11 protein-coding genes are annotated in these 13,600 nt (G+C 67.5%); 8 read left to right on the top strand and 3 right to left on the bottom strand.

The window, feature by feature from the left end; all coding sequences use genetic code 11:
- The first annotated feature begins 7 nt into the window (after positions 1-7).
- From infB to car, 5 genes are all read left to right on the top strand, one after another.
- On the top strand, positions 8-2,851 hold the full coding sequence (infB, locus tag FOH10_RS20650; protein WP_143981977.1) for a translation initiation factor IF-2: 2,844 nt from the start codon (positions 8-10) through the stop codon (positions 2,849-2,851).
- A gap of 137 nt (positions 2,852-2,988) precedes the next feature.
- The gene (locus FOH10_RS20645) at positions 2,989-3,279 is read left to right on the top strand and encodes a DUF503 domain-containing protein (protein ID WP_029928021.1); all 291 of its coding nucleotides are present in this window, start codon (positions 2,989-2,991) and stop codon (positions 3,277-3,279) included.
- 24 nt (positions 3,280-3,303) lie between these two features.
- The gene (gene rbfA, locus FOH10_RS20640; protein ID WP_039815975.1) at positions 3,304-3,753 is read left to right on the top strand and encodes a 30S ribosome-binding factor RbfA; all 450 of its coding nucleotides are present in this window, start codon (positions 3,304-3,306) and stop codon (positions 3,751-3,753) included.
- 145 nt (positions 3,754-3,898) lie between these two features.
- Positions 3,899-4,939 (top strand): DHH family phosphoesterase, encoded by a 1,041-nt coding sequence (locus tag FOH10_RS20635; RefSeq protein ID WP_051037542.1) that lies wholly within the window; start codon positions 3,899-3,901, stop codon positions 4,937-4,939.
- A gap of 332 nt (positions 4,940-5,271) precedes the next feature.
- Entirely contained in the window at positions 5,272-8,742 is a 3,471-nt protein-coding gene (gene car, locus FOH10_RS20630) for a carboxylic acid reductase (protein ID WP_143981976.1), read from the top strand.
- On the opposite strand, the gene FOH10_RS20625 is transcribed toward car, so the two are convergent.
- The 3 genes from FOH10_RS20625 to FOH10_RS20615 form a co-directional block, all read right to left on the bottom strand.
- Entirely contained in the window at positions 8,731-9,591 is an 861-nt protein-coding gene (locus tag FOH10_RS20625) for a helix-turn-helix domain-containing protein (protein ID WP_143981975.1), read from the bottom strand. The two genes, car and FOH10_RS20625, sit on opposite strands and share 12 nt — an antisense overlap.
- Entirely contained in the window at positions 9,588-10,340 is a 753-nt protein-coding gene (locus FOH10_RS20620) for a DUF6879 family protein (protein WP_244961302.1), read from the bottom strand. Before FOH10_RS20620 ends, FOH10_RS20625 begins: the two co-directional genes overlap by 4 nt.
- Before the next feature lie 357 nt (positions 10,341-10,697).
- Positions 10,698-11,057 (bottom strand): cysteine hydrolase family protein, encoded by a 360-nt coding sequence (locus tag FOH10_RS20615; RefSeq protein WP_143981974.1) that lies wholly within the window; start codon positions 11,055-11,057, stop codon positions 10,698-10,700.
- 188 nt (positions 11,058-11,245) lie between these two features.
- Here FOH10_RS20615 and FOH10_RS20610 point away from each other — a divergent pair, with 188 nt between their 5' ends.
- From FOH10_RS20610 to FOH10_RS20600, 3 genes are all read left to right on the top strand, one after another.
- Entirely contained in the window at positions 11,246-12,601 is a 1,356-nt protein-coding gene (locus tag FOH10_RS20610) for a 2OG-Fe(II) oxygenase (protein WP_143981973.1), read from the top strand.
- Positions 12,602-12,712: 111 nt separating this feature from the next.
- Entirely contained in the window at positions 12,713-13,084 is a 372-nt protein-coding gene (locus FOH10_RS20605) for a DUF2628 domain-containing protein (protein ID WP_051037536.1), read from the top strand.
- A 109-nt stretch (positions 13,085-13,193) separates the two neighbouring features.
- Positions 13,194-13,445: a hypothetical protein gene (locus tag FOH10_RS20600; RefSeq protein WP_115061549.1), complete on the top strand. Its 252-nt coding sequence runs from the start codon at positions 13,194-13,196 to the stop codon at positions 13,443-13,445.
- The last annotated feature ends 155 nt before the right edge of the window (positions 13,446-13,600 follow it).

The raw sequence follows: 13,600 nt of genomic DNA, 5'->3' as shown, positions 1-13,600 counted from the left end.
GAGAGCAGTGGCAGGCAAGGCCCGCGTGCACGAGTTGGCGAAAGAACTCGGTGTCACGAGCAAGGAACTACTCGCAACGCTCAAGGAGCAGGGCGAGTTCGTGAAGTCGGCGTCATCGACGGTGGAGGCCCCCGTCGCGCGCCGCCTGCGCGAGTCGTTCGCGTCGAAGAACGCCCCCGCGAACGGCAACGCCGGCAAGGGCGGCGGCAAGCCCGGTCAGTCCCAGGCCCCGCGTCCGGCCGCCAAGCCGGCCGCCCCGGCCGCCGGAGGACCGCGTCCCGGCCCCCGTCCCAGTGCGCCGAGCCCGGCGCAGACCCCCGCGCCCAAGCCCGCGCCGGAGCAGACCGCCCCGGCCGCGCGCACCGAGGCGCCCAGCGTGAAGCCGGGACCGGCCGCCAAGCCCGGTCCCGCCGCCAAGCCCGAACCGCGGGAGACCCCGGCCGCCGCGTCCGGCGCGACCCCGTCGGCTCCGGCCGGTCCGCGTCCGACCCCGGGCGGCCCGCGTCCGGGTCAGCAGTCGGGTGCCCCGAGCCCGGGCGGCCCGCGTCCGGGTGGTCCGAAGCCGGGTCCGCAGGGCGGTCAGCGTCCGGCTCCGGGTCAGGGTGGTCCGCGTCCGGCCGCCGCGCAGGGCGGCCCCCGTCCGGGCGGCCCGCGGCCGAGCCCCGGCTCGATGCCGCCGCGGCCCAACCCGGGTGCCATGCCCCAGCGCGCCCAGCGTCCCGGCCCCGGTGGCGGCGCGGGTCGTCCCGGCCGTCCGGGCGGTGGCCCGGGTGGCGGCGGTCGTCCGGCCGGTGCCGGTGGTCCGTACCGCGGTGGCGGTGGCGGTGGCACGGGTGCCCCGGGTGCCGGTGCCGGCGGTGGCGCCGCGGGTGGTTTCCGCGGTCGTCCCGGTGGTGGCGGCGGTGGCCGTCCCGGTGCCGGTGGTCGCGGTGGCGCGGCCGGTGCCTTCGGTCGTCCCGGTGGGGCTCCGCGTCGTGGTCGCAAGTCGAAGCGGGCGAAGCGCGCCGAGTACGAGTCGATGCAGGCGCCCGCCGTCGGCGGCGTGCGGCTGCCGCGCGGCAACGGTGAGGTCATCCGCCTCGCCCGCGGCGCGTCCCTCTCGGACTTCGCGGAGAAGATCAACGCCAACCCGGCCTCGCTGGTGCAGGCGCTGTTCAACCTCGGTGAGATGGTCACCGCCACCCAGTCGGTGAGCGAGGAGACCCTCGAGCTGCTGGGCGCGGAGATGAACTACGTGGTGCACGTGGTCTCGCCCGAGGACGAGGACCGCGAGCTGCTGGAGAGCTTCGACCTCACCTACGGCGAGGACGAGGGCGACGAGGAGGACCTGCAGGTCCGTCCGCCGGTGGTGACCGTCATGGGTCACGTCGACCACGGTAAGACCCGACTGCTGGACACCATCCGCAAGGCCAACGTCCGCGAGGGCGAGGCCGGCGGCATCACCCAGCACATCGGCGCCTACCAGGTGCTCTCGCACGTCAACGACGCCGACCGGCTCATCACCTTCATCGACACCCCGGGTCACGAGGCGTTCACCGCCATGCGTGCCCGCGGTGCGAAGGCGACCGATATCGCGATCCTGGTGGTCGCCGCCGACGACGGCGTCATGCCGCAGACGGTGGAGGCCATCAACCACGCGCAGGCCGCGGACGTGCCGATCGTGGTGGCGGTCAACAAGATCGACAAGGAAGGCGCGAATCCGCAGAAGATTCGCCAGCAGCTGACCGAATACGGTCTGGTGGCCGAGGAGTACGGCGGCGAGACCATGTTCGTCGACATCTCCGCCAAGCAGGGCACCAATATCGAATCGCTGCTGGAGGCGGTCGTGCTGACCGCCGACGCGGCGCTCGACCTGCGGGCGAACCCGGATATGGACGCCCAGGGCGTGGCCATCGAGGCGCACCTCGACCGCGGTCGCGGTCCGGTCGCCACGGTGCTGGTGCAGCGCGGCACGCTGCGCGTCGGCGACTCCATCGTCGCCGGTGACGCCTACGGCCGCGTGCGCCGCATGGTGGACGAGCACGGCGAGGATGTCAGCGAGGCGCTGCCGTCGCGTCCGGTCCAGGTCATCGGCTTCACGTCGGTGCCCGGAGCGGGTGACAACCTGCTGGTCGTCGAGGAGGATCGCATCGCGCGCCAGATCGCGGACCGGCGCAATGCGCGCAAGCGCAACGCCCTGGCCGCGCGCAGCCGCAAGCGCATCTCCCTGGAAGATCTGGATGCCGCTCTGAAGGAGACCTCGGAGCTGAACCTGATCCTCAAGGGCGACAACTCCGGTACCGTCGAGGCCCTCGAGGAGGCGCTGCTCGGTATCGACGTCGGCGACGAGGTGCGGCTGCGGGTCATCGACCGCGGTGTCGGTGGTGTCACCGAGACCAACGTCAACCTGGCCTCGGCCTCGGACGCGATCATCATCGCGTTCAATGTGCGCGCCGACGGCAAGGCGACCGCGCTGGCCAACCGCGAAGGTGTGGACGTCCGGTACTACTCGGTCATCTACCAGGCCATCGACGAGATCGAGAAGGCCCTCAAGGGCATGCTCAAGCCGATCTACGAAGAGGTCGAGCTGGGTCGGGCGGAGATCCGCCAGATCTTCCGCTCCTCCAAGTTCGGCAATATCGCCGGTTGCATGGTGCTGTCGGGTTCGGTCAAGCGCAATGCCAAGGCGCGCCTGCTCCGCGACAATGTCGTGGTCGCCGAGACCATGACCATCGCCTCGCTGCGACGCGAGAAGGACGACGCCATGGAGGTCCGCGAGGGCTTCGAATGCGGTATGACCGTCACCTTCAACGACATCAAGGAAGGCGACATCATCGAGGCCTACGAGCTGCGGGAGAAGCCGCGCGACTAGGCGAGTGACACCAGCGTCCCGCCGGGCCCACCGGGTCCGGCGGGACGGTGCTCCCGCCGCGATGAGCGACGGGTTCTACTATCCCCGACCGGGTAACTCACGCGCATTTCCCGGGGCGCGTTCATATGACTGAAAAGCTGTTTTTCGGAGCGCTGGAATTCGATATCTTGCTCGGTGACGTGCGTTCACTGAAAGAGAAGCGCTCCGTCATCCGCCCGATCATCGCCGATCTGAAACGGTTCGGCGTGAGTGTCACCGAGGGCGGGGAACACGATCTGTACCGGCGTTCGCTGCTCGGCGTGGCGATAGCCAGCTACGGCATGAATCATCTGACCGAAGTGTTGGACAAGTGTGAACGGCACGTCGCGTACCGACCGGAGTTAGAGTTGCTGTCGGTACGCCGCCGCGTCTTCGGACCCGAAGACTGAAAGACGAGTTAGGAGGGACGTCCCATGGTTGATCAGGCCAGGGCACGCCGACTCGCGAAGCGGATCTCCACGATCGTGGCTACTGCCATCGAATACGAGATCAAGGATCCGCGGCTGCGTTTCGTGACCGTCACCGATACCAAGGTGACCGGAGATCTACGCGAGGCCACCGTCTACTACACGGTGATGGGGGAAACCCTGGACACCGAACCGGATTACGCGGAAGCGGCGGCCGGACTGGAGAAGGCCAAGGGCATTCTGCGTTCCAAGGTGGGTGCGGGCACCGGGGTGAAGTTCACCCCCATCCTGTCCTTCGCCCTCGACACCGTGCCGAACGCGGCGCGGGAGATGGAGGAGCTGCTCGCCCGCGCCCGCGCCGCCGACGCCCAGGTGGCGCAGGTGGCGGCGGGAGCCAAGCACGCGGGTGACGCTGATCCGTACAAGTCCGACCGCGACGACGACGCCGAGGACTGAGACGGGTGACGGCGCGGGCCGGTGGGTACTACCCCGGTAATGAGTATTACCGACCGGTCCGCTATCGGGCGGGAATGGAGCCGTCGTGAGTGAGGCCGTGGACGCCGATAACAGCACCGCCACGAGCGCCGATCCCTCCCCTGTGATGAACGATTCGGGTGTCGCACCCGTGGTGGCCGGGATCGGCGCCGAAGAACCGAGCAGTCCGGTCGATCTGTCCGCCGCCGTCGACGTGCTGGACACCGCGCGATCGGTCACGGTGCTCTGCCACGTCCAACCCGATGCCGACACCATCGGCAGCGGACTGGCGCTGGCGCAGGTATTGCACCGGCGCGGGGTGCCGGTGCGGGTGTCCTTCGCGGAACCGGCGGAGGTGCCGGTCTCCATGCGCTCGCTGCCCGGTATCGAACTCCTGGTGCCGCCGGATCGGGTGCCCGCCGAGGTCGATGTGCTGGTGGCCGTGGACTGCGGCAGCGTGGGGCGCCTGGGAACGTTGCGCGACCGCCTCGCCGGTGCCCGGGTGAGCCTGGTACTCGATCACCACCGCTCCAACACCCGCTTCGGCACCGTCAATGTCATCGACGAATCCGCGGAATCCACAGCGGGTTTAGTGGTTCGGGTGCTGGATGCCTGGGGCGAATCCATCGATCGCCCCATCGCGCACTGTCTCTTCGCGGGACTGGTCACCGATACCGGTTCCTTCAAATGGCCGCGCCCCGGCTCGCACACCCTCGCCGAACGTCTGCTGGCCACCGGTATCGACGGCGCCGCCATCACCCGCACCCTGATGGACACCCATCCCTTCGCCTGGCTGCCCATGCTCTCCAAGGTCCTCGGCTCCGCCCGCCTGGAGCCCGCGGCCGCCGGTGGCGCGGGCCTGGTCTACGCCTTCGTCCGGCGCGACGACACCGCGGGTGTCCGCTCGGAGGAGGTGGAGAGCGTGGTCGATATCGTCCGCACCACCGCCGAGGCCGACATCGCCGCCGTCTTCAAGGAATCCCGCACCACCCCCGACCTCTGGACGGTCTCGCTGCGCTCGCACGCCCGCCCCGACGGCACCCCGGGCGTCGACGTCGCCCGCATCGCCACCACCCTCGGCGGCGGCGGTCACCGCTATGCGGCGGGCTACACCACGTCCGGCACCCCGGACCAACTCGTGGCCACCCTGCTCGCCGAACTCGGCTGATCCACACGACGATCCATGCCGTCGCGCCTGCCCGGTGGCGATGAGCCGGTTTGCCGACAGTGAGGATCGTCACTGCGTGTCGTGCCGCGGTGGCGTCGCGTGGACCTGCCGGGTGGGGAATGTCGCCGGTATCGGGGACGAGCGGCCGACCATCGCATCCGGTGTCCACTGTCGGGGAGCGCGCCGTGCGGCCACGTTGTTACCCGATGGTTCTTGACAGCGGCGGGCGTAAGGCGGACGCTGAGATAGTTACTAAAGCTAAGTTAATTGTGACATGTCCCGTCCGCCACGTGCGGATGTACTGAATCCGGCAATTGTGCAGGAGGTTGGTCATGCTCGATGATGCACGCGCCGAACGGCGTGAACGGCGAATCGCGGACGCACTGGCCGATGATCAGGTGCGCGAGGCGGTGGCGGATGCCGCCGTGAGCGAGTCGGTGCGTCGGGTGGAGGTGCGACTCGCGAGGATCGTCGACGCGGTGATGTCGGGGTACGGGGACCGGGCGGCCCTGGCGTGGCGGCGGTCGGAGCTCGTCGACGGGGCGGTGCGGCTGCTGCCCGAATACTCGACCATGACCTATCGCGAACTGTGGCGACGAGCCGGCGCGGTCGCGGCCGAATGGGGTGCCGATGCCGAATCCCCGGTCCGCGCAGGTGATTTCGTATGCACGCTGGGCTTCACCAGCCCGGACTACACGGTGGTGGATCTGGCGCTGGTCCGGCTGGGCGCGGTGGCGGTGCCGCTCCAGGCCAGCGCCTCGGTGGCCCAGTGGCGGTCGATCATGGCCGAGACCGAGCCGCGGATGCTGGCGACCAGTGCCGAAACGCTCCCGGCCGCGGTCGAAGCCGTCCTCGGCGGATTCGCGCCGCGCCGGGTACTCGTCTTCGACTACCGGCCCGAGCTCGAGGCGCACCGGTCGGCCGTCGACTCGGCGCGCGAGCGGCTGGCCGAGGTGGGCTGCCGGGTCGCCACCGTGGCCGATGCCGTCGACCGCGGGGCGAGTCTCCCCGCACCCCTGTGCATTCCGTCCGACCGTGAACGGCTCGCCCTGCTCATCTACACCTCCGGCAGCACCGGCGCTCCCAAAGGCGCCATGTACACCGACCGGCTCGCGGCCGGTTTGTGGTTGTCGGCGAACGACATTCGAGTACCTGCCCTCACCATGAACTACATGCCGCTCAGCCATGTCGCGGGCCGGATGTCCCTCTACGGCACGCTGATGCGCGGCGGCACGGCCTATTTCGCCGCCGCCAGCGATATGTCCACCCTCCTGGACGATTTCGGTCTGGCGCGGCCTACCGAACTGTTTCTGGTGCCGCGCGTGTGCGAGCTGCTCCACCAGCGCTATCAGAGCGAGTTGGACCGGCGGGTGCTCGCGGGCGACGATGTCGAGACCACCGCCACCGACGTGAAAGCGGAACTGCGGGAACGAGTGCTGGGTGGGCGCTACCTCACGGCGCTGTCGGGGAGTGCGCCGCTGGCCGCCGAGATGAAGACCTTCATGGAATCGTTGCTGGACGATGAGCTGCACGATGGCTACGGCTCCACCGAGGCGGGTGGCAGCGTGCTGCTGGACAACCGCATCAAGCGGCCTCCCGTACTCGACTACCGGCTCGTCGACGTCCCCGAACTGGGCTACTTCCGCACCGACAAGCCCCACCCCCGTGGGGAATTGCTGCTGAAGACCGAAAGCATGTTCCCGGGCTACTACAAGCGCCCGGAGATCACCGCCGAGATGTTCGACGCGGACGGCTTCTACCGCACCGGTGACGTGGTGGCCGAACTCGGCCCGGATCAGCTGGTGTACGTGGACCGCCGCAACAATGTGCTGAAGCTGTCGCAGGGCGAGTTCGTCACCGTGGCCGCCCTGGAGGCCGTGTACGCGACGAGTCCGCTGATCCGGCAGATCTTCGTGTACGGCTCGAGCGAACGCGCGTACCTGCTGGCCGTGGTGGTGCCGACGGACGAGGTGCTGGCGCTGCCGCCCGCCCGGGCGCGTGCGGAGGTGGGGGAGTCGCTGCACCGCATCGCCAAGGAATCCGGCTTGCAGCCGTACGAGATCCCGCGCGAGGTGCTCATCGAATCCGAGCCCTTCACCATCGACAACGGTTTGCTGTCGGGTATCGGAAAACTGCTGCGGCCCAAGCTCAAAGAGCACTACGGCGAGCAATTGGAGCGGCTGTACACCGAACTGGCACAGCAGCGCGAGGACGAGCTGACCACGCTGCGGCGCGGCGCGCACGAACGCCCGGTCCTCGAGACCGTGACCCGTGCGGCCGGTGCCGTGCTCGACCTGGCCGCCGGGGAGGTGTCGCCCGACGCCCACTTCGCGGATCTGGGCGGCGATTCCCTGTCCGCGCTGTCGTTCTCGACCCTGCTGCGGGACATCTTCGGCGTGGAGGTGCCGGTCGGTGTCATCGTCGGCCCGGCCACGGATCTGACGCGGATCGCCGAATACCTGGTGGCCGAACGTGATTCCGGCACCCGGCCGACCGCCGCCACCGTGCACGGCGACGACGGACTGCTGCGCGCCGACGATCTCACGCTGGAGGCATTCCTCGATCCCGGCACGCTGGCCGCGGCCACGCGCCTGTCGGCCCCGACGGACCCGCCGCGCACGGTCCTGCTGACCGGCGCCAACGGCTATCTCGGCCGCTTCCTCGCCCTCGAATGGCTACAGCGCCTGGACGTTTCGGGCGGCACCCTGATCTGCCTGGTCCGCGGCAGCGACGCCGACGCCGCGCGCCGCCGTCTCGACGCGGTGTTCGCCACCGGCGATCCGGAGCTGGAAGCCCACTACCGCGACCTCGCCGGGCGGCGGCTGCGCGTCCTGGCGGGCGATATCGGCGAACCGAATCTCGGCCTGAGCGAACAGGACTGGCGCGACCTCGCCGAATCCGTCGACGTGATCGTCCATCCGGCCGCCCTGGTCAACCACGTCCTGCCCTACGCCCAGCTGTTCGGCCCCAATGTCGTCGGCACCGCCGAGGTCATCCGCCTGGCCCTGACCGCGAGGCTGAAGCCGGTCACCTACCTGTCCACCGTGGCGGTATCCGCCGGTATCGACCCGGAGACGTTCACCGAGGACGGCGACATCCGTGAGATCAGTCCGGTACGCCGCCTCGACGACGGTTACGCCAACGGCTACGGCAACAGCAAATGGGCCGGGGAGGTGCTGCTCCGCGCCGCCCACGACCGTTTCGGGCTCCCGGTGGCGGTCTTCCGCTCCGACATGATCCTGGCCCACAGCCACTACGCCGGACAGCTCAACGTGCCCGATATGTTCACCCGCCTGCTGCTGAGCGTCCTCGCCACCGGCCTGGCGCCCGGCTCCTTCCATGACGCGCACGGTGAGCGCCACCGCGCCCACTACGACGGCCTCCCCGCCGATTTCACCGCCGCGGCCGTCACCACCCTGGGCGCCCAGGCCACCAGCGGCTTCGACACCTACGACGTCCTCAACCCACACGACGACGGCCTGTCCCTGGACACCTTCATCGACTGGCTCATCGACTCCGGCCACCCCATCGACCGCATCGACGACTACGCCGACTGGTTCACCCGCTTCGAAACGGCCGTGCGCGCCCTACCCGAACCCCAACGCCAACACTCCCTGCTCCCCCTCCTGCACGCCTACCGCCACCCCACCCCACCCCTGCGCGGAGCCGCCCTCCCCGCCAAGCACTTCCGTGCCGCCGTACAGCAGGCGAAACTGGGCCCGGACGCCGATATCCCACACCTGACGCGGGAGCTGATCGAGAAATACGTCAGCGACCTGCGCCTACTGGGGTTACTCGGGTGACCGGGGCTTGCCGCGCCCGGTCCGAGTCGCGAGAGCGCGCCGTATCAGGGCTCGGGCGGCCGGGCCTGTCACCGCCTGCCCGGCCAGCACATCGAATGCCCGGCCGTACTGGGCTATCTCCCGGGGCTGGGTGACGGTCAGCTCGGCTGTCACGGTTTCGATCATGACCCGCGCCTGGTCGAACATGGCGAAGTTCGTCATCGACACCCGATACGGCGACTCGGCGGGGATGATCCCGAGCGCGACCCTCGGCATGCCGAGCACGGCGGACAACCGATCGAGCTGGCCGATCATGGTCTGATCGGTGCCCACCGTGGTGTGTAGTGCTTGCTCTGCGATGACGAAGTGGAACCTGTGGTTGCGGCGGTACAGGATCTGCTGGCGTTCCATCCGTTTGGAGACACCTTCGTCGATGTCGTCGGGTGTCTGCTGAAACTCGACAACACTCCGCAGCACCGCCTCGGCATACTCCGCCGTCTGAAGCAGGCCCGGGACCAGGAACGGATGAAAGACCCGAAGGATTTCGGTCTCGGCTTCCAGTCTGATCGAAACCTGCTGTCTGCGTTTGGTTCCGGTGCCGAGAACGCGTCTCCACTCGACCCACGCGGCTTCGATGTTCCGCAGGGTGGCGATCAGGTCCGGTATCTGAGCCTCGGACCCGGTGTGCGCGCACCACACTCGGATATCTTCGTCCGCGGGCTTGGTTTTGCCGTACTCGATCTTCGAGACCTTGGTCTGATGCCATCCGGCCCGGCGGGCGAGTTCGGTGCCGGTGATACCGGCATCCTGGCGAAGCTCCCGGAGCCGAGCCCCGAGCGCTTCCTTTGCCTGTTCCAGCGAACCGGTCACGCGTCGATGTACTCCGACAGGGGAACAGCCAGTGACCAGACCCGTTCCTTGACACCTCGCATGTAGGAGACGATGCGAGGGTCGGTGGTCACGGCCCCACCGACCCAGCGTCCGTTCGTACCAGGTTCGAATACCGTGAACGCCACGACCGAGTCATCGAATAACCACCAATCGTCCGTGGTCAGCTCGGTGGGGGCGATCAGATGCCGAGACAGGTAGCGAACGTCCTCGCCTGCTTCGACATTGAGGCGGGCAACGTGTTTCGCGTATCGGGTGTAATCGTTGTGCGGCACCGTGACCACCCGCGCTCGATGGACGGCCACTCCGCGACGGACAGTCTCCCGGACGTGGCTCAACCATGGCTGGAACCATCCGTAGTCGTCGGGCTCGTCGGCGAGGAACCGGACCAGTGGTGGATAGTCCGCCGGGTAGTAGTCATCCCGCACTTCGAGGTGAAAGGCTTCCCGCTCGGCCTGCTGTCGCAACGCTTCCAGATCGGTGACCGATGTGCCGGACAGTACGAAGGTCCCGCGACCCGTATCGGTCATGGTCGCCCCGATGAACGTGCCCGGCAGCGCGAAGCCCAGCAGCAGATGGGGGATCTCGATCGTGCCCGGTGTGCCGGTCCGCCAACCTTGAACGACGTAGGTGCCCCTGTCCGTCGCATACAACGAGGGGCACCCGCCACCTTCGGTACCACCTTTGCCGAGAAATCGTAATCGCATGGTTCGACCCCCAAATCGGTGCAAGCGGATTCATGCTCGTACTTGCTCCATGATCCCCTCATACCGCCCGCTGTGTTGCCGAACAGCCGATATGAGCATTCTCGAGCATAGACATGGACCAGTTCCGCTGGGAGTTCCTAGCGTGCGGTCCAAGCGCTCGGTGGCGGTGCGGTCGTCCCGCCGCCGGGCGTGGACAACCACCAGACGGAGGGGCGCGGGATGGCGAAACGGACCTGGATCGGCGAGTTCCCCGGCGGCGTCCTCGAACTCGACGCCTACGACGATGACCCCGCCTGGGAGCGCGGGCTGTCATAGTGCCGGGCCTCGAACATGTCGAAGGTGGGCAGGTCCCCGGATCTCTGACCGAATGAATCGTCGTCATCACCGTGTGCCCGGAGGCGACCTACGAGAGTCGAGCTGTTCCACCGTTGCCGAATTTGCCACCCAGTAAAGCAAATGGAGCCTAGTGCGTATCGAGGATGCGATCTCAGGAAAAGGGGCATAGAGCACCCGCATCGAGTCGAGGGCGCCGCGGTGCAGTGCGGGTCTGTCGGTGGAGACGGCGTTCTCCGCGACCGCAACCTCGTAGTTGCGCTCCAGTGCCGCGCGCACCGTCGCTTCGACGCAGACGTTCGTCTGCAATCCCGCCACGAGAAGCCGTTGCGCCCCAAAGTTTCTGAGGACCGGGTCCAGTTCGGTATAGGTGAAGAAGCTGATCATCAACACCGCGCGATCCGCCATGATGCCTCGTCTCCTCGCCCAGCAGCGAATCGAATAGGGGACCCACCGATCATCCTCGCCCCGGACACCGGGAGTCCCTGTTTCCGGCCGCGACCGCCCCGCCCGTACCTCCCGGCGCAGGCTCCCACACGGATTGTCGGTGCGCTTCGAGAGGATGCTCCCGAACGTTGTCGGACAAAGGAGATGGGATGACGGACAGCACTTTACGAGCGATCGGCGAGCTCATGGGTTCGGTGCCGTCGGCGGGTTCATTCGCCGCGCAGCACACCGGGTCGGCGGAGAACCTCGTGATCGAGGTGGAGGGGGTGGGGCGACTCGAGTTGCCGGTGACGCCGAACCAGGCGCGGCGACTGTGCGAGGTCGCGCGTCCGGCGCGGTACGGCCTGCGCGAGCAGACCCTGCTGGATGCGAATGTGCGTGACACATGGGAGGTTCCGCGGGAGCGGGTGGCGATCGACGACGGGCAGTGGCACAAGACGTTGCTGCCCCTGCTGGACACCCTGCGGGCCGAGTTGGGCCTGGCCCCGGACTGTGAGTTGTCCGCGGAACTGCATTCGATGCTGGTTTATGAACCGGGGCAGTTCTTTCAGCGTCACCAGGATTCGGAGAAGACGGAGGGCATGATCGGCACATTGGTGGTGACACTGCCTTCGGCGTTCACCGGAGGGGCACTCGTGATCGATCAGCAGGGGGCGCGGGTCATCGACCGAGGTTCGCCGGAGCGATTGTCCTTCGTCGCGTTCTACAGCGACTGTGAGCATGAGGTGCTACCGGTAACCGACGGATTCCGAGTTACGTTGACCTACAACCTGATGGCGAAGGGACGTACCGGACCCGGAAGCGCCGATTTCGCTCGGCATCCGTCGGTCGCGCTGCTAGCCGAGCAATTGCGCGCGCATTTCACCACGCCGATCGAATCGGCGGCGGATTACTTCCATCGGTCGGCGCCACGGCCACCCCGTCAACTCGTCTATCTGATGGACCATCAGTACTCTCAGAACGGTTTCGGGTGGGACCGACTCAAGGGCAGCGACGCGGGCCGAACCGGAATGTTGCTGGCGGCGGCCGAGATCGCGGGGTACGACACAGCGCTGGCGCTGGCGGAGGTCGAGGAATGCTATGAGGAAGAGGACTACACCACCTCGATGTTGATCTATCGGCAGCGCTGGGAACGCGTTGCCGACGGGTGGAAATGCGTCGAAAGTTCCGAGGTGGATTTCGATGACGAGGGGGAAATGATCGACCCGGTGGCAGATGATCCCGCAAGCATCCCGGTTCGTTCCGACCTTCCCTTGCAGCCGAACTCGGACGAGCTCGGTGAACTGCGTTTCTCCGACCTGAGGTTGACGTGGCTGATCGATCGGTCGGGAGCTGCCGGTAAGCCCGAAGTGGCACGGGTCCAGGACGAGGAGTTGTGCACGGGCGCGACCACATCGGCGCTGGAGCCCTTCGCGTCGGAGTTGGAGGGGTACATGGGCAACGAAGGAAACAACGCCAATTTCTGGTATCGGCGCGCGGCGATCGTCGTCCGGCCGCATCAGTAGATTTGCAGAGGGGCGACGCCTCGGATTCACGGTTGAACGGCCGATTTGTGGCTTGTGATACCGTCCTGGACGCTCCGGCCGGGCAGGGCTGGCCTGTAGTTCAGACTGCCGGTGCCCGGTGACGAAGCTGTGGGACCCGGGGCGCCGGAATACCGCCAGGCGGTACGCGGTCTGCCGTTCCGCAAGCAGATGCTGGTGGGGTCGAACTTCATCGCCTTCTTCTTCGGGCCGATCTATTTCTTCGTTCTCGGTCTCTGGAGGAAGAACCTCTCGCTGCTCGGAATCTGGGTCGGGGTCGTTGTCGCGATCATCGCACTGGAAGCGATCATGGAGACAACGGTGCCCGACCTGGTTGCCCGAGGTGTCGGTTTCGGTATGGCCGCGCTGTACATGTCGACCGCGAACTACGCCTATTACCTGCAGCGCACGCGTGGGATCCAGGGGTGGAACCCCTTCGAGGGGATGGGCAAGCGCGCGCCGTAGCCGTTCGTCGGCCCGTCCACGTGCTCTTCACCGGTTGCCGGTGAGACGGCATCAGAACCGCGCCTTGTCATCTCTCACCGGAGGTGCTGTTCTGTGGCAGTCTGGCCGCGTGCGTGAGAGTGAAAAGGCCGGGCATGAAAGCGGAGTCGCTGCGATCATCGAGAGGATCGCGGTCAACAACGGGGGAGCCTTCGGGGTGGAGGTTGCCGTCGGGAGAAGGGTTGAGGTTCGACCTTCGACGCAGCGGATGGCTCAGCCCGCCCGAGTATTCTTCCTCTGTTCGGTGTTCATCGCTGTTCTGCTGGCGGTCCTCCTATGCGTGGGAGTGACTTTCTTCGGGTTCCTGGTCTTCCTCTTCTAGCGGCACGGTTCGCCAGTTCCGGATCGTTACACGGGATACCGTTTCGGTCGGTGAATGGCCACACGGCACATCTCGCCAGGGTGGCTTCGAGCCGGGCCTGCGGGCTTGCCGCGGCCGTGCTCGGAGTGTGTCGGCGGCGTGTGCGATCGTGATCG

The sequence above is a fragment of the Nocardia otitidiscaviarum genome (assembly GCF_007362295.1).
Lineage (GTDB): Bacteria > Actinomycetota > Actinomycetes > Mycobacteriales > Mycobacteriaceae > Nocardia > Nocardia otitidiscaviarum.
This window is presented reverse-complemented; position numbering and strand designations above follow the sequence as displayed.

Coding starts and splice junctions, on each gene's coding strand:
- FOH10_RS20635 (WP_051037542.1), top strand. CDS start 3,899: ATGAACGATTCGGGTGTCGCACCCGTGGTGGCCGGGATCGGCGCCGAA.
- car (WP_143981976.1), top strand. CDS start 5,272: ATGCTCGATGATGCACGCGCCGAACGGCGTGAACGGCGAATCGCGGAC.
- FOH10_RS20610 (WP_143981973.1), top strand. CDS start 11,246: ATGACGGACAGCACTTTACGAGCGATCGGCGAGCTCATGGGTTCGGTG.
- FOH10_RS20615 (WP_143981974.1), bottom strand. CDS start 11,057: ATGGCGGATCGCGCGGTGTTGATGATCAGCTTCTTCACCTATACCGAA.
- rbfA (WP_039815975.1), top strand. CDS start 3,304: ATGGTTGATCAGGCCAGGGCACGCCGACTCGCGAAGCGGATCTCCACG.